Annotated in this window: 19 protein-coding genes; 7 read left to right on the forward strand and 12 right to left on the reverse strand. The window is 32.8% G+C overall.

The features are described from left to right. Positions 1 to 9 precede the first annotated feature (9 nt). From NQQ59_RS05310 to NQQ59_RS05365, 12 genes are all read right to left on the reverse strand, one after another. The gene (locus NQQ59_RS05310) at positions 10 to 570 is read right to left on the reverse strand and encodes a hypothetical protein (RefSeq protein WP_144214585.1); all 561 of its coding nucleotides are present in this window, start codon (positions 568 to 570) and stop codon (positions 10 to 12) included. 6 nt (positions 571 to 576) lie between these two features. Next, the gene (locus NQQ59_RS05315) at positions 577 to 1,680 is read right to left on the reverse strand and encodes a PDDEXK nuclease domain-containing protein (protein ID WP_144214586.1); all 1,104 of its coding nucleotides are present in this window, start codon (positions 1,678 to 1,680) and stop codon (positions 577 to 579) included. A 20-nt stretch (positions 1,681 to 1,700) separates the two neighbouring features. After that, positions 1,701 to 3,569 carry a DNA topoisomerase IV subunit B gene (locus tag NQQ59_RS05320; protein WP_144214588.1) on the reverse strand — a complete coding sequence of 623 codons (1,869 nt, stop codon included), beginning with the start codon at positions 3,567 to 3,569 and terminating at the stop codon, positions 1,701 to 1,703. A gap of 162 nt (positions 3,570 to 3,731) precedes the next feature. Then, positions 3,732 to 4,907, reverse strand: coding sequence for a nicotinate phosphoribosyltransferase (gene pncB / locus NQQ59_RS05325; RefSeq protein ID WP_144214590.1), 1,176 nt, complete (start codon positions 4,905 to 4,907; stop codon positions 3,732 to 3,734). Positions 4,908 to 4,979: 72 nt separating this feature from the next. Then, complete coding sequence (locus NQQ59_RS05330; RefSeq protein WP_144214592.1) at positions 4,980 to 5,960, reverse strand: transglutaminase domain-containing protein; 981 nt, start codon at positions 5,958 to 5,960, stop codon at positions 4,980 to 4,982. After that, a complete protein-coding gene (locus tag NQQ59_RS05335) occupies positions 5,961 to 6,485 on the reverse strand; it encodes an NADPH-dependent FMN reductase (protein WP_144214594.1) in 525 nt (174 codons plus the stop codon). Then, positions 6,482 to 7,441, reverse strand: coding sequence for a YihY/virulence factor BrkB family protein (locus tag NQQ59_RS05340; RefSeq protein ID WP_144214596.1), 960 nt, complete (start codon positions 7,439 to 7,441; stop codon positions 6,482 to 6,484). The genes NQQ59_RS05335 and NQQ59_RS05340 overlap by 4 nt, the downstream gene beginning before the upstream one ends. Before the next feature lie 430 nt (positions 7,442 to 7,871). Next, positions 7,872 to 8,213, reverse strand: coding sequence for a hypothetical protein (locus NQQ59_RS05345; RefSeq protein WP_257698151.1), 342 nt, complete (start codon positions 8,211 to 8,213; stop codon positions 7,872 to 7,874). Positions 8,214 to 8,220: 7 nt separating this feature from the next. Then, entirely contained in the window at positions 8,221 to 8,898 is a 678-nt protein-coding gene (locus tag NQQ59_RS05350; RefSeq protein WP_144214600.1) for a TIGR02117 family protein, read from the reverse strand. A 228-nt stretch (positions 8,899 to 9,126) separates the two neighbouring features. Beyond that, positions 9,127 to 10,221 carry a redox-regulated ATPase YchF gene (gene ychF / locus NQQ59_RS05355; protein ID WP_144214602.1) on the reverse strand — a complete coding sequence of 365 codons (1,095 nt, stop codon included), beginning with the start codon at positions 10,219 to 10,221 and terminating at the stop codon, positions 9,127 to 9,129. Between the two features lie 243 nt (positions 10,222 to 10,464). Beyond that, entirely contained in the window at positions 10,465 to 11,622 is a 1,158-nt protein-coding gene (locus tag NQQ59_RS05360) for a carboxypeptidase-like regulatory domain-containing protein (RefSeq protein ID WP_186296572.1), read from the reverse strand. 169 nt (positions 11,623 to 11,791) lie between these two features. Then, entirely contained in the window at positions 11,792 to 12,142 is a 351-nt protein-coding gene (locus tag NQQ59_RS05365; protein ID WP_144214606.1) for a 4Fe-4S dicluster domain-containing protein, read from the reverse strand. A 136-nt stretch (positions 12,143 to 12,278) separates the two neighbouring features. On the opposite strand from NQQ59_RS05365, the gene NQQ59_RS05370 reads away from it, so the two are divergent. The 7 genes from NQQ59_RS05370 to NQQ59_RS05400 all read left to right on the forward strand — a co-directional run bounded on the left by NQQ59_RS05370 (position 12,279) and on the right by NQQ59_RS05400 (position 20,383). Beyond that, complete coding sequence (locus NQQ59_RS05370; protein WP_144214608.1) at positions 12,279 to 13,352, forward strand: acyl-CoA reductase; 1,074 nt, start codon at positions 12,279 to 12,281, stop codon at positions 13,350 to 13,352. Between the two features lie 93 nt (positions 13,353 to 13,445). Beyond that, complete coding sequence (serC, locus tag NQQ59_RS05375; protein ID WP_144214610.1) at positions 13,446 to 14,516, forward strand: 3-phosphoserine/phosphohydroxythreonine transaminase; 1,071 nt, start codon at positions 13,446 to 13,448, stop codon at positions 14,514 to 14,516. Between the two features lie 88 nt (positions 14,517 to 14,604). Then, positions 14,605 to 15,555, forward strand: coding sequence for a D-2-hydroxyacid dehydrogenase (locus NQQ59_RS05380; RefSeq protein ID WP_144214612.1), 951 nt, complete (start codon positions 14,605 to 14,607; stop codon positions 15,553 to 15,555). 102 nt (positions 15,556 to 15,657) lie between these two features. Beyond that, positions 15,658 to 16,221 carry a hypothetical protein gene (locus NQQ59_RS05385; protein ID WP_144214614.1) on the forward strand — a complete coding sequence of 188 codons (564 nt, stop codon included), beginning with the start codon at positions 15,658 to 15,660 and terminating at the stop codon, positions 16,219 to 16,221. A 264-nt stretch (positions 16,222 to 16,485) separates the two neighbouring features. Continuing rightward, the gene (locus tag NQQ59_RS05390; RefSeq protein ID WP_144214617.1) at positions 16,486 to 16,920 is read left to right on the forward strand and encodes a DUF6146 family protein; all 435 of its coding nucleotides are present in this window, start codon (positions 16,486 to 16,488) and stop codon (positions 16,918 to 16,920) included. A 33-nt stretch (positions 16,921 to 16,953) separates the two neighbouring features. Beyond that, on the forward strand, positions 16,954 to 17,259 hold the full coding sequence (locus tag NQQ59_RS05395; protein WP_144214619.1) for a DUF6787 family protein: 306 nt from the start codon (positions 16,954 to 16,956) through the stop codon (positions 17,257 to 17,259). 349 nt (positions 17,260 to 17,608) lie between these two features. After that, entirely contained in the window at positions 17,609 to 20,383 is a 2,775-nt protein-coding gene (locus NQQ59_RS05400; protein ID WP_257698152.1) for a T9SS type A sorting domain-containing protein, read from the forward strand. Positions 20,384 to 20,404: the final 21 nt, after the last annotated feature.

A 20,404-nucleotide genomic window follows, 5' to 3' on the forward strand; every position in this document is an offset into this window, starting at 1 on the left:
TAAACTTTCTTATTCGTAATCTTCGTCAAAATATTTTATACCTGCTTTTTTAAAAAGGTCCTCCATTTGAGTAAAGCAAAAACCATTGTAATTTTCAAGGTTTTTTGATTCTCTATAACCTTTGCATGACAAACAAAGCTCTTTGTAACCAATTATTCTATTTTTTTGATCTCTAAAAACTATCATGTGTCTTGGCATATAACAATCTCTAGGCAAATTTTCTACTTTACAACTATCTTGAGACAATAAGCCAATTAATTCCGTTTTCAATGCTGAACTTAGTAATACTCTCTCTTTAACTTTTGTACTGTCAAAGTTCAATTTATAATCGACAACAAGGTCTTTGTAATATTTATTCTCTTTTTTAGTAATTTTTTTATCCCATCGCATTCTGTCTTCATAAGATAAAACTTCAACTTTGGATAAATTCTTAAAAGGAAAATTTCTTTCTTTGATTATTTCTGTTTCAGTTCTAGAAGACACTGGACTTTCTTCAAATTGAGAATTTTCTTTTTCTTTCTTACAAGAAAAGAATACAAAAATGACAATCAAAAATAAGATTTTCTTCATTTATTATTATTTACTTTCAAGCAATTCTTTTAGAACCTCAACACTTGGCAAAACGGTTTTATATTTACTAGCAAAAATCTGTTCATTGTTTTCAGGTAATGTATATCTAACTACAGCTTCACTTTTATTTTGGCAAAGAATAATTCCAATCGTTTTATTCTCATCTTCCAAGCGCATTTCTCTGTCGTAATAATTAACATACATCTGCATTTGACCTAAATCCTGATGCTTTAATTCTCCTATTTTTAAATCAATAAGAACAAAAGATTTTAATATTCTGTTGTAAAAAACTAAATCAATTCTAAAATGCTTTTCATCAAAAGTAATTCTTTGCTGTCTGCCAACAAAAGTAAAACCATGACCTAATTCTAATAAGAAATGCTCCAGTTTATTAATGATTTCTTCTTCTAATTGAGATTCTGAATATTGACTCAATTCAGGCAATCCTAAAAATTCAAGTATATAAGGATCTTTAATTATATCTTTTGGTTTTTCAATAATCTGACCTTTTTCTGAAAGCTTTAATATTTCTTCCTTATCTCTGCTTAAAGCCAATCTTGTATAAAGTGCAGAATCATATTGACGTTTTAATTCTCTTACACTCCAATTATTTTTCTCAGATTCTATTTTATAAAAACGTCTTTCTTTTTCATCTTCAATTCGCATTAAAAAAATATAATGAGTATAAGTTAACTTAAAAAAAGAAGCCAAAGTTTGATTATCAAACTTATTAAATTCCGCAGACACTGTCTGCGTTTTTTCTAAATTCAATTCCCCAGTCAGTGACTGGGTTTTTTGAATTTCTAAAATACGAGTCAGTGACTCGGAATTTGAGAAAGTTAAATAAAACTTCCTCATATTTTCTAAATTAACTACAGAAAAACCTTTTCCAAACTCTTGTATCAATTGTTGAGAAAGACTTTTCAAAAGCTTTTTCCCATATTCTGCACGATCTTTTCCATTTTGCTCTTCCTCAACAATAATTCTTCCAATTTCAAAATAGGTAATTGTCATTGTTGAATTTACAGTACGCAAAACCTGTTGTCGGGCATTTTGCAATAACTCGGCAACTTGTTGGAAAATGACTTTATTTTGAAGACCGTCTGGCACTCTATTTTATTTAAACTTTATTAAGCCTCCTCAAGCTCATCAATTTCAACCTTTAAATTCTTGATAATAAACTCTTGTCTATCAGGAGTATTTTTCCCCATATAGAAAGACAACAACTGCTCAATCGATGTATTTTTATCCATCATAATTGGGTCAAGACGAATGGTGTCTCCAATAAAGTTTTTAAACTCATCTGGCGAAATCTCTCCCAAACCTTTAAATCGAGTGATTTCTGGTTTTGGTTTTAGTTTTTCAATCGCATCTTTTCTTTCTTCTTCAGAATAACAATAAATCGTTTCTTTCTTGTTACGAACCCTGAAAAGTGGCGTTTGCAAAATATACAAATGTCCTTCTTTGATTAATTCTGGGAAAAACTGTAAAAAGAACGTAATCAAAAGCAAACGAATGTGCATTCCGTCGACATCGGCATCGGTTGCGATTACGATGTTGTTGTAACGCAGTTTTTCTAATCCGTCTTCGATATCCAATGCTGCTTGAAGTAAGTTGAATTCTTCGTTTTCATACACAATTTTTTTAGTCATTCCGTATGAATTCAAAGGCTTACCACGTAAACTGAAAACCGCTTGCGTATTTACGTCACGTGATTTTGTAATCGATCCAGAAGCCGAATCCCCCTCGGTAATAAAAAGCGTACTTTCTAAGTTTCTTGGGTTTTTAGTATCTGGAAGGTGCGCACGGCAGTCTCTTAATTTTTTATTGTGAAGATTGGCTTTTTTAGCGCGATCTGTAGCCAGTTTTCTAATTCCTGATAATTCTTTACGCTCACGTTCTGCCTGAAGAATTTTACGTAATAAGGCCTCCGCAGTTGTTGGATTTTTATGTAAATAATTATCTAGTTTCGTTTTGATGAAATCGTTAACGAAAGTACGAACAGAAACAGCTGGAGTTCCATCATCAGAACCCATATCGGTAGAACCTAATTTTGTTTTGGTCTGAGACTCAAAAACCGGTTCCATTACTTTAATACTAATCGCACTTACAATCGATTTACGAACGTCTGAGGCTTCAAAATTCTTATTGTAAAACTCACGAATTGTTTTTACAACAGCTTCACGGTAAGCCGCTAAGTGCGTTCCTCCTTGTGTTGTATTCTGACCGTTTACAAAAGAGTGATATTCTTCACTGTATTGCGTTTTACTATGCGTAAGCGCAACTTCAATATCATGCTCTTTTAAGTGAATAATCGGGTATTCTAAATCTTCTTCATTAATGGTTTCTTCTAATAAATCGCGAAGTCCATTTTCTGAATAATATTTTTCTCCATTAAAAATAATCGTCAAACCATTGTTCAAATAACAATAGTTTTTGACCATTTTAATTACGTATTCTAAACGGAATTTATAGTTTTTGAAGATTGTTTCGTCTGGCGTAAAAATTACTTTTGTCCCTTTACGTTTTGTAGTATCGATAACATCTTCTTCCTGAACCAAATTTCCAGCGGAGAATTCTGCTGCTTTTTGTTTATCATCACGAACCGATTCTACACGAAAATAATTAGATAAAGCATTAACGGCTTTTGTTCCGACACCGTTCAAACCAACTGATTTCTGGAAAGCTTTAGAATCGTACTTTCCTCCGGTATTCATCTTCGAAACTACATCGACAACTTTTCCTAACGGAATTCCACGTCCGTAATCACGAACAGAAACTGTCCTGTCTTTAATAGAAACTTCAATCGTTTTTCCGGCACCCATAACGAATTCATCGATACAGTTGTCTAAAACCTCTTTTAATAAAATGTAAATACCATCATCCGGTGATGATCCGTCCCCTAATTTCCCGATGTACATACCCGGACGCATACGAATATGTTCCTTCCAATCGAGTGAACGAATATTATCTTCGTTGTATTGATTTTGCTCTAGCATAAATGAATTTAGGATTTTTTGCTAATGTACCATTTATCAACAAAAAATGAAAGCGTATTTCTTTTTTGTTATGAATAATAACAGTTTAAAACCTATTTAAATTGATTTTAAAATAAAACGAACACTAAAATTATAAAAAAACTGCTTTTTCGACAAAAAACACTATTTAATTCCAAGCACTTCCTTTGCCAGCGCAATCATTTCAGGAGTTCCCGTATTTTTGTTTTTTTCGTCAGACAATTTTACTACTCCTTGCCAATGTGTATTATCAGGCTTTGTATCGGTTAGTTTAATCACCATATTCATTGCAGGAAGTCCAACGTCATTGGTAAAATTGGTTCCAATTCCGAAAGACATTTTTATCTTGTCATTACAGAAATCAGCAATTTTCTTTACCTTATCAAAATTCAAAGAATCTGAAAAAACAATAGCTTTAGATTTTGGATCGATTCCCATTTTGGTATAATGAGAAATTACCTTTTGAGCAAATTCTATTGGATCTCCGCTATCGTGACGAACACCATCAAAAAGTTTAGAATATTTTTTATCAAACTGATTGAAAAATATTTCTGTTGTATAAGTATCTGTTAAAGCAATTCCGAGATCTCCTCCGTAAACTTGTGTCCAATGTTCCAAACTTATCAAATTAGCCATTTTAAAACCATATTGCGCCGCATGAAACATAAACCATTCGTGAGCATGTGTCCCTAAAGGTCTTCGGTTATTAACCATAGCAAAATGTACATTGCTGGTTCCAATAAAACTTTGTCCGCCATATGTTCTTAAAGTTTCATTTACCAACTCGTGAACGTCGTAAGAATGACGTCGTCTTGTACCAAACTCTAAAACTGAAACTCCTAACTTATTGTAATTATCAATTTTTTCTTTAGTCAGATTTTTTATAGCCTCATCATTCAAACGAATTAAATGACTGGCTTTATAAAAAAGCTCCGAAATTAAAGCCATTAAAGGGACTTCCCATAAAATTGTTCTATACCAAAATCCTTCGACAGTTACTTTTATTTCCGAACCTTCCTGGCTAATTTGCACTTCTGAAGGATCAAAGCTGTATCCTTGCAGAAAATCTAAATAAGTAGGATCAAGATACGGACAATAATGAGAAAGGTAACTTTTTTCTTCTTTCGTCAAACGAAGATCAGCCATAGCATCGACTGAACGTCGAAGTAAATCTGCAAAACCAGCAGGAAAAACATGTTTTCCGCGGTTGATAAATCCATAACGAACTTTTGCCTTTGGAAAAAGCTTTATTACAGCATGCTGCATTGTAAATTTGTAGAAATCGTTATCTAAAATTGATTTCAAAAAAGTGGTCTCCATAGCATCAAATTCTTTTCATTTACCTGCTAAGATACGGCAATTTAAGAAAAGAAGAAAATCGAAAGTTCTTTATTATTTTGAAACAATTTTAAACGAAACAATACTGTTTGTATCGATAAAAATAGTGATATAGTCACCAATATTATTGTCTATAAGAATTTGAAACTCCAAACCACCTCGTTTCTCTTTTGGGTTTAAAATCTTAACAGGCTGATTTCTTTTATTCAAATAAAAAACCTGATTTGCTTTTGAAACATTTTTAATTTCAACCGTAATTTTATCCCCATTTTTTGCCTCAATAATACCTGAATCTGGACTTTTAATCTTGTAATCGTTTTCGATGGTTTTATTGTAAATCAAAGGACCGTTTAAAAAATCATCTTTACTTAATCTATTACCTAAAAAAGTTCCTGAATCCGGAAAATGTTTCGCAAAGAAATAATCAGGATCGGTATCAAAATAAACTGGATCAAAATCGGCAACCATTCTTCCTTTATTACTATCATAGTAACCTTGTCCCCAAGTCACATCGATCAATCTCCATTTTTTATCAATCAAAACCATATTCCAAGCATGATTGGATGAAGTTGATTTACGCCCAATATCTCTTAAATTCGTTTTAGAATCCCCACGAATTATTTCGCACTTTAACCCTAACTGTTCTGCAAGATTTTGGTATAAAGCCGTAAAACCTTCACAAACTGCTTTTTGAGATTTGAAAGCTTTCTGAATCAAATTATCATTCAGTTGTTTTATTTTTCTTTGTTTTTCAGCTTCAGAAGAATAACTAAACCCCTGCACTTTCGGCGGATTTAAAAATGCATTGTAATCGTATTTGATATTGAAAGCCATCCAGCTGTAAATAGCTCGCGCACGTTCGGCATCAGAATCAAAATCTTTTCCAATTCTTTCGGCTAATTTTTCAGTGGTATTAAAGCTTTTCGGGTATTTTGCTACAATTTTGTCTACTTCATTAATCTTTTGAGAAAAAGCAAAATTGAAAGTAATACTATTTAATAAAAGGTATAAAAATAAAATCTTTTTGTGTGGCATTTAAAAATTTGATTTAATACTATCTCTAAGTTCTTTATCTAACTCAGGATTAGAAATTTTATTTTCTTGTAAATCAAAATTCGAGCCAAAAGCTGGTAATGAGAAAGTTGCTTTAATTTCAGCACCATAACGAGGAAAAAGATTTTGAGCAATTCCTAAAACTGATGAACCGCCTCTTCCTCCTGGCGAAGTTGCCATTAACAACATTGGTTTATGCTGAAAAACATCTTTTTCAATACGGGAACTCCAATCGAAAACATTTTTGAAAGCAACAGAATAGTTCCCATTGTTCTCCGCCATTGAAACTACTAAAATATCAGCTTCTTTCAATTTATTTAAGAACGACTGTGCTACTTGATGTTGACCAACTTCTTTTTCCAAATCAACACTAAAAACAGGCATTGCATAATCATTTAAATCTAAAACTTCTACATCAGCATTTTCAAATAAACTTGACGCATAAGTCGCTAAACGTTTGTTGATTGACTGTGTACTGTTACTTCCTCCAAAGGCTATTATTTTCATGGTTTCTCGTTTGTTAATTTTTGTTCTGTTGATTTTTGGGTTACATCTTCGATCTCGTAAACTTCTTTTGCAATCTCTACGGAGTATTCATTTGGATAGATTTTTCCTCCATACGATTTTGCATATACTTTCGTAAATTCTGCTCCAAAGTACAGAATAATTGCCGAATAATAAACCCAAACTAAAATAATGATTACAGATCCAGCTGCACCGTAAACTGAAGCTACTGTAGAACTACCTAAATAGAATCCAATGGCAAATTTACCAATCATAAAAAGTACAGCAGTAACACTGGATCCAATAATAGCATCTTTCCATCTTATTTTTCCATCAGGTAAAGTTCTGAAAATTATGGTAAACAAAAGCGTAATACTTGCCAACACAATCACTATATTGACTACATAAAATAGGTAAACGGTACTTTCAGGAAAATATATTTTTAAACGCGCACTCATCAAATCCAATACCGTATTGATAAATAAACTGACAATCATTAAAAAACCAACAGATGCAATCATAGAAAATGACATTAATCTGTTTTGGATAAATTTTCTAACTCCTTTATCAGGTTTGGCGCGAAGTCCCCAAATATAATTTATAGAACTCTGAATTTCTGCAAAAACTCCAGAGGCACCAATTAGCAACATTACAACTCCAAATACAGTTGCAAAGACATTATTTCCAGACAATTGTACATTTTTTATCGCTTCTTGAATTTGTGTCGCAGCACCGTTACCCACCAAACCATTTATCTGCCCATACAACTGACCTGTAACTGCTTCTTCTCCAAAGAAAAAACCACAGATTGTAATGATGATAATCAACAACGGAGGCAATGCAAATATGGTGTAATACGACAATGCTGCACTAAGCTTAATAGCATTGTCATCATTAAATTCTAAAAAAGTATTCTTTAACAGAAACCATGTTTTTGAAAAGATATTTTTGATTCTCATTATGCCGATTTTTTGAGTTATACTCAAATTTAAGCAATAATAAAAACCGACTTCTTCTTGTATTTTAGTAAGATTTTACATTTTTTCCATGTAAATTACCTAGAGATTTTTTTATATTCCTGACTAACTCCTAATGATTTAATTTTTAAAATCTTTTTGAATTCGTTTCTTTTTGCTTTGATTAAATAAGACATTGAATCTAATTTTTCAGCTTTAACAGAAGTTATGGAATCGAGCTTTTTTAAATCACTAGGCAAATAAATTTCTTTAAATTTTAAAATGTTATTGTCTAATGATAAGAATTCAACAGTCCAAAAAATAGAATCACGTTTACTTATCACTAATTGACCATTTATCTGTTTTAATTTTTGATTATATGAAAATCTAAAAACAGTATCTAAATAACTCTCTGTTAACTCTAAGGAATCTCCTACAGGGTGAAAATAAATCTTTTCATTAGTATTTTTTTTTTAAGTAATTTGTCCTTAAATATTAAATATTCAGACTTCATCGAATCTAATTCATTTTTATGAATTACAGATTTCATAAAATAATTCAACACTATTCTATCTTCGTCAATTTTCAAAAATGTTGAATCTTCATTTTTATACAATCCTCTAAACCGATTTGGAAAGCGATCTAATTCTGAATCATTTTCAGGTTGTGGATTTTCAAAATAAAAGAAAAAACAATCCGGACAAGGACGCATTCTGATTTTTTTACATGAAACCATACCAAGCGCAATAACTAAAATTAAAACTGCCTTTTTCATAGCAGAATTATTTATAATGACAAAAAATCCCTTTATCATAAACCGTCCACAAGCTTGCTTTTTGATTGGCTGCTTTTAGAGCGTTGTTTGCCCAAGTATTGCAAGTATAAAAAAGACTGTAACTTCCTTTTGCTTCATAAAAAGCATCTTTCATACCGTAGCTGTGTCCTTCAATCCATTGCGGATGAACAGAATCGCTAAAACTTCCTGAAATATAAGCAACGAGTTTTTGATAATTTTCTTTTGAAATCAAAATGCGTTTACAGTCATCCCCTTCTCGTAATTGTTTGAAAAATGTCGTGTGCATAGCTGACGAACTCACTCCGAAAGCCGCTTTCAAAGCTGTACTTGCTTTTAAGTCTGACCATTCTGGTGTATCCAGATAAAATCCTTTATCGCCCCATCCAAAAGCAATGTAATTCATCAAAGAATCTTTTGATTTTGTTTGGTTGAATTGAATTTCATTTCGCCAATCTTTTATTTCGTTTTTAATTGGAACTACAATGTCGGTATGAACACCGTTGGAAAGAATATAAATCGGAATAGCATTTTGTTCTTCGATTTGAGCAATCTCTGAATTGACTGTAATTTTAGAAATCAGATAAACGGAAAGTACATACAGAACAAGAAAACTGAAAATTCCGAAAAGCGTCCAGCCTAGAAATTTGAATGATTTTTTTAGCATTTTAACGGGTTGATTTTAGATTAGTAATTGGTTATTTTTTCTCTAACCAATTTTTAAGCCAAAAATTTTGTTTTGCGAAATGGATCGCAGATTTTACTGATTCGCTTTCGCGAAAGCGCAGATTTAAACGTCTTTTTGTTTTAATATTTTAAACATAAAAAAACTGCTGAATCTCTCCAGCAGTTTTCTCTATTTTCTATTTTCTTTATTCTATTCTCTTAAAAAAGATTAAACGTTAAAACGGAAGTGCATTACATCTCCATCTTTTACAACATATTCTTTTCCTTCAACTTTGAATTTTCCAGCTTCTTTTGCTTTTGATTCAGAACCGTATTGAACGTAATCATCATATGAAATTACCTCCGCACGGATGAAACCTTTTTCAAAGTCAGTATGAATAACTCCGGCTGCTTGAGGTGCAGTCGCTCCGATTGGAATAGTCCAAGCACGAACCTCTTTTACTCCCGCTGTAAAATACGTTTGTTGTTTTAATAATTTATAAGCTGCACGAATTAGAACTGAAGCTCCTGGCTCAGTTAATCCCATATCTTCAAGGAAAACCTGACGCTCTTCATAGCTTTCTAATTCTGTAATATCAGCCTCTGCTCCTACTGAAAGAATGATAACTTCAGCTTCTTCGTCTTTTACTAATTCACGAACCTGATCTACATATTTGTTTCCGTCTACAGCAGAACTTTCGTCAACATTACAAACATATAAAACTGGTTTTGCTGTAATTAATTGGAAGCCTTCCATCAAAACTTCTTCATCATTACTTTGAGGAATAATTGTTCTAGCAGATTTCGCTTGCAAAAGAGCTTCTCTAATTCTGTTCAATAAAGCTTCTTCTGTTTGAGCTTCTTTATTTCCAGTTTTTGCAGCACGTTTTACTTTTTCCAAACGTTTTTCGATTGTTTCCAAATCTTTTAACTGCAATTCGATATCAATTGTTTCTTTGTCACGAATTGGGTTTACATTTCCGTCAACGTGTACAATATTATCGTTATCAAAACAACGTAAAACATGGATGATAGCATTACACTCTCTAATGTTTCCTAAAAACTGGTTTCCAAGACCTTCACCTTTACTTGCTCCTTTTACCAAACCTGCAATATCTACGATATCTACAGTTGCCATTTGAACGCGCTCTGGTTTTACTAATTCTTCCAATTTATTGATTCTTGGATCCGGAACGTTTACAACACCAATATTAGGTTCGATTGTACAAAAAGGAAAGTTCGCACTTTGCGCTTTTGCATTAGATAAACAATTAAATAATGTTGATTTTCCAACATTTGGTAATCCTACAATTCCTGCTTTCATCTGTTTGTTTCTATATTATTTATTCGACCTTTTTATTTAGGTCTAAAACATTAAATATTGTCTTTTAATGTTTTGTAATTTAAATGCTCTTTCTTGATTTTCTGCTGAAATGATATTTTTCTGCTTTAAAATTTTGCAAATATAAGATTTAATAGCTCTTGATAAAGTAAAGCAGAAATCTTTTTTAGTAAAACAAAAAATCCTGAATTTTTAAAGTTTCAGGATTTTCATCTGTTTATATAATTACAATTTAAATTCTAAGGAAGCGATAATGGCTTTTTCCTGATCAGTCGCCGTAAAACCGGAAATATCCCAATAATTGGTCAGGATTTTATTCTCTTTATTGAAAAGTGATTTTTCTTTAAAAACATCACTTTCATTATAGGTGAAATTTTGCTTATTAAACCCCGTTGTAACAAAGCTATTTCTAACCTGAATGTTTTTTGATTTCTCTTTTTGAACGAGTGTATAACCAATTTCTTCATTAGAACTCAACAGATAATAATCATTTCCGTCTAAACGGTAGCTTACATTTACAAACGACTTGGTAATATTTTTATCCCCCACTCCTGTTTTTTCTTCAATTTTATCAAAACTTGCTGGAGGCACTGAAATTGTAAATTCTAAAATAAGTTTTTTTACGGGATCGTATATAATTTCAAAATTATCGACCGCATCTTTCACCTTGTCTAACGGATTAACAGACATTACATAATAATCTTTGTTTTTTGCATGTCCTTTAACCGTGAAATCATATTCTTTCTTTGATTTAGAATCCAACAAGGGTTCAAAATATTTAAAATTGGAGTAATTCTCCATTATATTATTCAAATTATACCCCATCAAATCGGCACTTACGTCTGTTTCTAATAATCCGTAAGAACGATTTTGTTCTACTAATAAAGTTGTGGTATTATTTTTATTGAATTGAAAATTAACCAATCCATCATTATAATAAGAATATTGGTTGTCGAGCATAAAAAACTCCCTAACATAGACTTTAAGACGATGTGCACTACTTATTTTTTGTTTAGAATTGGAAACAATTCGCTGAAGTGTTTTTTGAAGATTTTCCTGAGAAACGACTACTTCATCTAAATTCTCTTTTTTATTTTTAAGGTAAATGACAAATTCACTCTCTTTTAAGGAAGCCCAGCGAATGGTCAGATTTTCATAATTCATTTCTGAAACCTGCACATTAGAACCACCGCTTAAAACAAAAGTAACTTTCCCGTCTTGATTTGTCATTAAAACCTGTTTGGTTTTTAAAACAACGACAGTTGCATTTTCAATTGGCTCCAAAGTTTCGATATCCTTTACAAGTATAGAATATTCTTCGCTTTGTGCAAAAAGGCTTACAGTACTAAATAAAACGAGAATTAAAAGTAGTAATTTCTTCATAGGCATTGTTAATTTTTCAACTAAAGTATTATTTTTTTAGCAAAAAATCAATAGCTAAAAAAATAAAACATTCGTTATCAACAAACTAACTTTTAAAAATACCTGACATCAGGGTAAAAAAAATCCTGAGTTTTTAGCTCAGGATTCTATATCAAATTTACTAGAAAAATTATTCTCCGTGTAGGAAAGCTTGTCTTTCTAACAAAGTTTCTTCGTCTTCAACATGATCATCATCTGGTACACAACAGTCAACAGGACAAACTGCAGCACATTGTGGCTCATCGTGAAAACCTTTACATTCTGTACATTTTCCAGGTACAATATAATAAACCTCATCAGAAATTGGAGTTTGAGCATCATCTGCATCAACCTCAGTTCCGTCAGGTAAAACTATTTTTCCTGAAAGACTAGTTCCGTCTTTATATCTCCAATCATCTGCTCCTTCATATATTGCCGTATTTGGGCACTCTGGTTCGCAAGCCCCACAATTGATACATTCGTCAGTTATAATAATTGCCATCTTTTTCTTCTTTTTGTTAAAAGTTATAAGGATTTAAATATTAAAATATCAAAGATTTTAATCTGCTTTGCCTTATAACGTAATATAGCTTATTTTTGTGCAAAATTACAATCAAAACAATTCATAAACAAACATTATGACATTAGAAACAAAAAAAAGTGTTTTTGTTGAATTAGGAAATTTTTTAAGTCAGTTTTCCGAAGCAGGATCCATACAAAAATCTAGCGTTTTATTTAACGATATCTTTTTTGACGATTTTGAGAAACTAATACATTTATCACAATCTCATAATGGATGGTACACGCCTGAACAAGTTTACTTTTCGATACAATCGTGGGCAGAAGCTTTGACAGACAAAAACATAGAAAAATGGCTTTCTTCCTATAAAACAGAATTTGAAAAAGCTGATCAAAAAGAAAAAACAGTTGCTTTAATATTGGCTGGAAATATTCCGTTAGTGGGTTTTCATGATTTTTTATCTGTTTTAATAACAGGTAACAAAGCATTAATCAAAACTTCTTCAAATGACCAGCATTTATTGCCTTTTCTTGCTAAATATTTAATTGCTGTTGATGAAAATTTAAAAGACAAAATTACTTTTGTAGATGGTAAACTAGAAAATTTTGATGCTGTAATAGCCACCGGAAGCAACAATACAGCTCGCTATTTTGAATATTATTTTAAAGATAAGCCTTCTATTATTCGTAAAAACAGAAATTCGGCTGCGATTTTAACTGGAAAAGAAACGAATGAAGAATTAGAAAATTTAGGGGAAGATATTTTCAGATATTTTGGTCTTGGGTGCCGAAATGTTTCTAAACTTTTTGTTCCTAAAAACTATTCGTTTGATGCTTTTTTCCAGGCTATGTTTAAATATCAAGATGTTATTCATTATGAAAAATATGCTAATAATTACGATTACAACAAAGCTGTTTTTTTAATGAGTAATTTCAAATTATTAGACAATGGTTTTTTAACGATAAAAGAAGATACAAGCTACGCCTCGCCTATCTCGAGTGTTTTTTATGAATATTACGAAAACCTTGATGAACTGCAAAAACGTCTTGAGAATGATTCAGATCAAATTCAGTGTGTTGTTAGTAATAATTTAACCCAAAACAGTATTGCATTTGGAGAAACTCAAAAACCGCAATTGTGGGATTATGCAGATAATGTCGATACTATAACGTTTTTGTTAACAACAAAGTAATAAAATGTTTAATTATTTCGAATATTTTAACGCTTTTTCGGCTCTTATTGCCGAAATTTGCGTCTTTAAAATTTTCGACTATTAACAACAACCATGAAAAAACACAACTACAGCGCAGGACCAAGTATTTTACCTCAGGAAGTTTTTGAGAAGGCATCAAAAGCAATTTTAAATTTTAATGATTCAGGGTTATCTATCCTTGAAATCTCGCACCGAAGCAAAGATTTCGTTGCAGTTATGGAGGAAGCTCGTTCCCTTGCTTTAGAATTATTAGGACTTCAAGGAAAAGGTTATCAGGCTTTATTTTTACAAGGTGGTGCAAGTACAGCATTCTTAATGGCACCATACAATTTATTAAAAGAAAACGGAAAAGCAGCTTATTTAGATTCAGGAACGTGGGCAACTGCAGCAATCAAAGAAGCGAAACTTTTCGGTGAGACTATTGTCGTAGCTTCTTCAAAAGAAGACAATTATACACATATTCCAAGAGGTTACGAAATTCCAGCTGATGCTGATTATTTCCACTGCACAAGTAACAATACCATTTTTGGAACACAAATGAAAGAATTCCCAGCAACTAACATTCCAGTTGTTTGCGATATGAGTTCTGATATTTTCTCTCGTGAATTAGATTTCTCTAAATTCGACTTAATCTATGCTGGAGCTCAAAAAAACATGGGACCTGCAGGAACAACTCTTGTTGTAGTTAAAGAAGAAATCTTAGGTAAAAACGGAAGAACTATTCCAAGTATGTTAGACTACGCTAAACATATTAAAGCAGAAAGTATGTACAATACTCCACCTGTTTTCTCTGTTTACGTTTCTCTATTAACTTTACAATGGATTAAAGAAAAAGGCGGAATCGCTGCTGTTGAAAAATTAAACAATGCAAAAGCAGAATTACTTTACGCTGAAATCGACAGAAATCCATTATTTAAAGGTGCTGCTAATGTAGAAGATCGTTCTAACATGAACGTTACTTTCTTATTGACAAACCCAGATCATGCTGCAACTTTTGATGCTTTATGGAAAGAAGCTAACATTTCAGGATTACCTGGACACCGTTCTGTTGGTGGTTACAGAGCTTCTATCTACAACGCTATGCCAATTGAAAGCGTACAGGTTTTAGTTGATGTAATGAAAGCATTGGAAAGCAAAGTCTAGTTTTCAGTCGAAGTCACAGTTTACAAAAAAGAAAAATCAAATAGCTGGTTATCAATTAAACGATTGCCAATTAAACAAAATAAATACAATGAAAGTATTAGCAAATGACGGAATTTCTAAAAGTGGAATTCTAGCCTTAGAAAAAGGTGGTTTTGAAGTTATCACTACAAAAGTAGCTCAGGAACAAGTAGCTAACTATATCAATGAAAACAACGTTGACGTAATTTTAGTTCGTAGTGCAACTAAAGTTCGTAAAGATATTATTGATGCTTGTCCAGGCATCAAAATCATCGGTCGTGGTGGTGTTGGTATGGATAATATTGATGTGGATTATGCTAAAAGCAAAGGAATCCATGTAATCAATACTCCTGCTTCATCTTCAGAATCTGTTGCTGAATTAGTATTCGGACACTTATTTAACGGTGTACGTTTCTTACATGATTCCAACAGAAACATGCCTCTTGAAGGAGACACAAATTTTGACGGTTTGAAAAAAGCTTATGCTAATGGAACTGAATTAAGAGGAAAAACTTTAGGTATTGTTGGTATTGGTCGTATCGGACAAGCTACAGCAAAAATGGCTCTTGGTTTAGGAATGAAAGTTATCGCAGCTGACAGCTTCATTCCTGAGGTTGACGTAAAAGTTGAATTCTTTGACGGACAATCTATCACAACTAAAATTGTTTCTCAATCTTTAGAATCTTTATTTAAAGAAGCTGATTTCATTACATTACACGTTCCTGCTCAAAATGGTTACATCATTGGAGAAAAAGAACTTGAAACTATGAAAGACGGAGTTGGAATCGTAAACTGTGCTCGTGGTGGAGTTATCGACGAAGTAGCTTTAGTAAAAGCTTTAGACTCAGGAAAAGTTGGTTTCGCTGGTTTAGACGTTTTCGAAAACGAACCAAAACCAGAAATGGCCATCTTAATGCACTCTAAAATTTCATTGACTCCACACATTGGAGCTGCAACAGGAGAAGCACAAGACAGAATTGGTACTGAATTAGCATCACAAATCATTACTTTATTAAGCTAATTAACTATAATTAAATTACTTGCGAGGGATTTATTAACATTGTTTAATAAATCCCTTTCTTTTTTTGTTTAAATTTGAGTTCTAATCTAAATCCTAAAAATCATGTTTGAACAATTAACCCAATTAGTACAACAATATGGAGGCGATGCAGTGGTAAACAATAACGCTGTTCCAAATGAACATAATGAAGCTGTAATTAGCGAAACTAGTAATTCTATTTTTGAAGGATTAAAAAAGATTGTATCTGAAGGAAATACAGATCAAATCGCTGGATTATTCAGCGGAAATTCTTCTATTGACAGTTCTAACCCTGTTGTACAACAAATTCAACAACAACTAAGTGGAAATCTTGGCGAAAAGTTCGGATTGAGCAGTGCAGATTCAAGCGGAGTAGCATCTAATTTGATTCCACAGATTTTAGGCTCTTTGGTTAATAAAGCAAAAGATCCAAATGACAACAGTTTTCAGATTTCAGACATTATCAATTCCATTTCAGGAAACAGCGGACAAGCATCTGGAATAATGGATACCATTTCTAAATATGGAATGCAATTTGGCTTAGACCAAAATGGAGACGGAAAAGTTGATGTTGCCGATGTTTTGGTGGTAACCAAAAGCAAAGGAGGAATCGCCGGATTTATTGGAAAGTTGTTTGGAAGTAAATAAGGTGCAAAGTTACAAAGTGACAGAGTAACAAAGGCAAAAAAAATAGTTGAAGCTGTTTGCAATAAATTGCAAACAGCTTTTTTTCACCTTCAAAACAACCTTAATTGCTACTTTACTTTTTTACTTTTTTACTCTTTCACCTTGTCACTCTGTCACTCTGTTACTTTGTTACTTTGTTACTTTGTTGCTTTGCTTTGTTGCTTTGAACCTCAAAATCTTGTTAAACTTCAGTCTCTTCTCATCATTTATTCGTAAATTTAAATCATGAAAAAGTGCATTTCCATATTAATTGTTTTAGCTACAATAATTGCTTGTTCTACAGCATCGCAAAAAGTTGCAAGCAATGATAATGCACCAAAAACTAAGCAGAATGACACCATTAGAATAGCCAATGATTCTTTAGAATATGAAGTTATTATAATTGACAATGGTTTTAATTTCTGGCTTTCATCAATGGCTTTTCCGAGAAACTACCATAGCTTAGCTTTTCTAGAAAACAAAAATCAACAATATGTAACAGAATGGAACATTCGAGCTTCACAACCCAATCGTTACAACCCGAATTTATACGAAATGACAATAGATTATCAGCCTCAGATTCATTACGGATACGAAGTAAATTATCTTATTTATAATTATATGATCTATTTTCAAAATACTTACAAACAAAAGCTGGCGGGATATGTTCCAATAAGATAATGTTAGTATATTTGTAATGATTATAAATAAATAATGGACAGACTAAAAAAACGCTGGGGAATCACTTCCAACTTACAAGCCATAATTATACTTATCGTTTTTGCTATCACAGGATCAGCTTCTGCATGGATTTCCAGGCCATTTTGCGACTGGGTAGGAATACATAAAGAAGATTTGGGTACTGTCTGGTTTACCTTAATCCGATTATTGATTATTCTTCCTGTTTATCAGGTTTTATTGGTTGCTATTGGAACTATTTTTGGACAATTCCGTTTCTTTTGGAATTTCGAAAAGAAAATGCTCAAAAGAATGGGACTTGGATTCCTATTTAAAGACTAAACATTTCTTCTTATTCAAACAATCCATTCTGGTTGAGAACTTCTCTTAGTCAGATTTTTTTTATTTATACCGTTTTTTGAAATTATCAAAATTTCACTTTTCAAATTGTTTTTTCTATACAATTTATTCCTTTATCAAATAAAAATATTTTAAAAATTTAGGATTTAAAAAACACATCCTATTTTTTAAACCCTCTTTTCATGATAAAAACGCATACAGAACAGGATGGTGCAGGATGGTTTAATTTAGGTTAATAATAAACTTTACAATAGTTGCATAATTTTCAAATACTGAATACCAGGTATTTAAAAACACACAACTATTACTTACTAACCAAAACCAAATTGAAATGCTGAAAAACTACTTAAAATTCTCCATAATGGTGACTACACTCTGTCTCATTATGCCAATGACAAAGATTTTTGCCCAAAATCCAATCGTAAAAATTGACTTTGACCAGTCAGGAAGACCTAAAGCAGAAGTAAATGATCCCGATTATACAGCTTGGGTAATTGCTTCTGGAAATACCAGCACGTATACCGAAAATGGTGTTACATTTACTGTGACCAGAGTTGGAAATAATGGAGATGCATTAGGAACTAACTGGTACAAAGCCGGAATTCAGGCTCCATATTATGCCAGATTAGTTAGTGACGGTGTAACTGTAAAGGGAACGACTGCAAATCTAGGCGCGCAAATAGAACTTAAAATAAGCGGATTAGCAACTGGAGAACATTCATTCTTAGCTTTTTTTAATAATGTAGACAGTCCTACAGGAAATAATTTTAGCCCTATTGATATTTTTCTCAATGGCAATTTAGTAGTTGATAATTTAATTCCAACTGTTCGAGCTCTTAAAACAGCCGATGCTAAGTCTATCTATTTAAAATTTCAAGCAACTGCAGGAACAGATGTTGTTATATTAATGGCAGCTGAAACTTCAGGAACAGAAAATGTAAAAAACTTCATTTTTAATGGTTTTGAGCTAAATACTCCAAATATTTTCTATCAGGCAACCAATCCAAATCCGAAACAAAATGACGAACATGTTGAATTAACTTCGGGCGGAAAATTACTCCAATGGACAGCAGCAGCTAATGCTGTTTCGCACAACATCTACTTTGGCACAGATCAGGCTGCTGTAAATAATGCCACTACATCTTCCCCAGAATACAAGGGCAATCAAACTTTGGCCACCAATTCCTTTCAAGCAAACGGATTATATACTGGCGCAACATATTATTGGCGCATAGATGAAGTTTTAGCAAATGGAATTGAAAAAGGAAATGTATGGCGTTTTCGTCCAGCACAACTTGCGTTTCCAGAAGCTGAAGGTTATGGACGTTTTGCCAGAGGCGGACGTGGCGGAAAAGTAGTTGCTGTAACTAATTTAAACGACAGTGGCCCAGGAAGTTTTCGTGAAGCCGTTACAAATGATATTGGCCCAAGAACAATCATTTTTAATACATCTGGAGTAATTCAGCTACAATCACGTCTTGTTTTAAGTCAGCCTTACGTTACTGTTGCTGGTCAAACTGCTCCAGGAAAAGGAATTTGTATTCGCTCTGCTCCTTTTGGAGTTACAGGAAATGATGCAATCGTTCAAAATTTAAGAGTTCGAGTTGGTGCAGGACCAACTTATGACGGAATGGGACTTACCGGTGCTGACAACAGTATTATAGATCATTGCTCTATCAGCTGGACGATTGATGAATCTTTCAGTTCAAGATCGGGAAAAAATATCACCTTACAAAGAACACTTATTTCTGAAGCTTTAAACGCAGCTAATCATCAAAATTATCCTGCAGGAACAGAACACGGTTACGCAGCAACAATTGGCGGTGATATTGGAAGTTTTCATCATAACTTGTTAGCACATTGCTACGGCCGTAACTGGAGTCTTGGTGGAGGATTAGATGGAAGCGGTGCCTACACAGGAAAAATGGATATTACCAACAATGTTGTTTATAACTGGGGAGGAAGAACAACGGACGGAGGAACCAAAGAAGTCAATTTTGTAAACAATTACTATAAGCCAGGCGCAGGTTCTAAAATATTCGTAGCATTTAATCAACAAAACGAAGGAGTTGGAACTGGAATGCAGCAGTGTTATTTTAATGGAAATGTTATGCCCGGATATTTTGATGAAAACAACCAAACTGCAGGAAGAAAAGCTTCTGGTAATACCGTTTCTTATGAAAACTTCGTAAACACACCCTTTTTCCCTTCTTACGTAACCACTCAATCTGCCAAAAATGCCTACAAAATAGTACTTTCTGATGTTGGATGTACACAACCCGAATTTGATGATCACGATCAGAGAATTATCACTGAAACTTTAAACGGTAGTTATTCGGCTGTTGGAAGCGTAACAGGGAAACCTGGATTTCCAGATAATGAATCTGATGTTGGCGGATTTGAAACTTATCCAATAGTAGTTAGAGATGCTAATTGGGATACAGATCAGGACGGACTTCCTAATTGGTGGGAAAGTATTATTGGAACAAATCCAAACTCTGCAATTGGTGATTTTTCGGATGCTAATGCAGACCCTAATCAAGATGGCTACACTAATTTAGATCAATATCTACAATGGATGTCATTACCACGATATGAATCTCAGCAAGGAACTAAAGTTGATATCGATATTCAAAAATTATCTAGAGGTTTTACCAGCGGTGTTTCTTATGCTCTTTCAAATATTGTAAACGGAAACGCAGTACTCAATAACAACATAGTAGCTTTTACACCAGCATCAAACGGATTGTGTTCTTTTGAATTTACAGTAAGTGATTCCGAAGGAGGTACTATGAAGCGAAAAGTAAATATTGTTAGCGGACAAACCGTACATCTAGATACCGAAGACATTATTAAAACCAACAATTCGTTTAATGTTTGGCCAATTCCAAGCAACGGAGCATTCTCAGTTTATATTGATAATGAAGAAGCAGAAATTTCAGATCTTAAAATCTATGATATTTCTGGAAAAGAATTATTGAAACAAAAAATCAGAGGCAATACTCAAGAAAACATTCAATTACATTCTAAAGGTGTCTTTATAATCAAAGTAACCAACCCACAGACGAAGAAAACACAATACGTTAAGAAAATAATTATTCAATAAACAAACTCAAAATGAGTCATT

Source organism: Flavobacterium panacis (assembly GCF_024649945.1).
Lineage (GTDB): Bacteria > Bacteroidota > Bacteroidia > Flavobacteriales > Flavobacteriaceae > Flavobacterium > Flavobacterium panacis.

Bases quoted from the DNA above. Each gene is read 5' to 3' on its own strand.
- NQQ59_RS05310 (WP_144214585.1), bottom strand. From the start codon at position 570: ATGAAGAAAATCTTATTTTTGATTGTCATTTTTGTATTCTTTTCTTGT.
- NQQ59_RS05320 (WP_144214588.1), bottom strand. From the start codon at position 3,569: ATGCTAGAGCAAAATCAATACAACGAAGATAATATTCGTTCACTCGAT.
- pncB (WP_144214590.1), bottom strand. From the start codon at position 4,907: ATGGAGACCACTTTTTTGAAATCAATTTTAGATAACGATTTCTACAAA.
- NQQ59_RS05330 (WP_144214592.1), bottom strand. From the start codon at position 5,960: ATGCCACACAAAAAGATTTTATTTTTATACCTTTTATTAAATAGTATT.
- NQQ59_RS05335 (WP_144214594.1), bottom strand. From the start codon at position 6,485: ATGAAAATAATAGCCTTTGGAGGAAGTAACAGTACACAGTCAATCAAC.
- NQQ59_RS05340 (WP_144214596.1), bottom strand. From the start codon at position 7,441: ATGAGAATCAAAAATATCTTTTCAAAAACATGGTTTCTGTTAAAGAAT.
- NQQ59_RS05345 (WP_257698151.1), bottom strand. From the start codon at position 8,213: ATGAAAAAGGCAGTTTTAATTTTAGTTATTGCGCTTGGTATGGTTTCA.
- NQQ59_RS05350 (WP_144214600.1), bottom strand. From the start codon at position 8,898: ATGCTAAAAAAATCATTCAAATTTCTAGGCTGGACGCTTTTCGGAATT.
- ychF (WP_144214602.1), bottom strand. From the start codon at position 10,221: ATGAAAGCAGGAATTGTAGGATTACCAAATGTTGGAAAATCAACATTA.
- NQQ59_RS05360 (WP_186296572.1), bottom strand. From the start codon at position 11,622: ATGAAGAAATTACTACTTTTAATTCTCGTTTTATTTAGTACTGTAAGC.
- NQQ59_RS05365 (WP_144214606.1), bottom strand. From the start codon at position 12,142: ATGGCAATTATTATAACTGACGAATGTATCAATTGTGGGGCTTGCGAA.
- NQQ59_RS05370 (WP_144214608.1), top strand. From the start codon at position 12,279: ATGACATTAGAAACAAAAAAAAGTGTTTTTGTTGAATTAGGAAATTTT.
- serC (WP_144214610.1), top strand. From the start codon at position 13,446: ATGAAAAAACACAACTACAGCGCAGGACCAAGTATTTTACCTCAGGAA.
- NQQ59_RS05380 (WP_144214612.1), top strand. From the start codon at position 14,605: ATGAAAGTATTAGCAAATGACGGAATTTCTAAAAGTGGAATTCTAGCC.
- NQQ59_RS05385 (WP_144214614.1), top strand. From the start codon at position 15,658: ATGTTTGAACAATTAACCCAATTAGTACAACAATATGGAGGCGATGCA.
- NQQ59_RS05390 (WP_144214617.1), top strand. From the start codon at position 16,486: ATGAAAAAGTGCATTTCCATATTAATTGTTTTAGCTACAATAATTGCT.
- NQQ59_RS05395 (WP_144214619.1), top strand. From the start codon at position 16,954: ATGGACAGACTAAAAAAACGCTGGGGAATCACTTCCAACTTACAAGCC.
- NQQ59_RS05400 (WP_257698152.1), top strand. From the start codon at position 17,609: ATGCTGAAAAACTACTTAAAATTCTCCATAATGGTGACTACACTCTGT.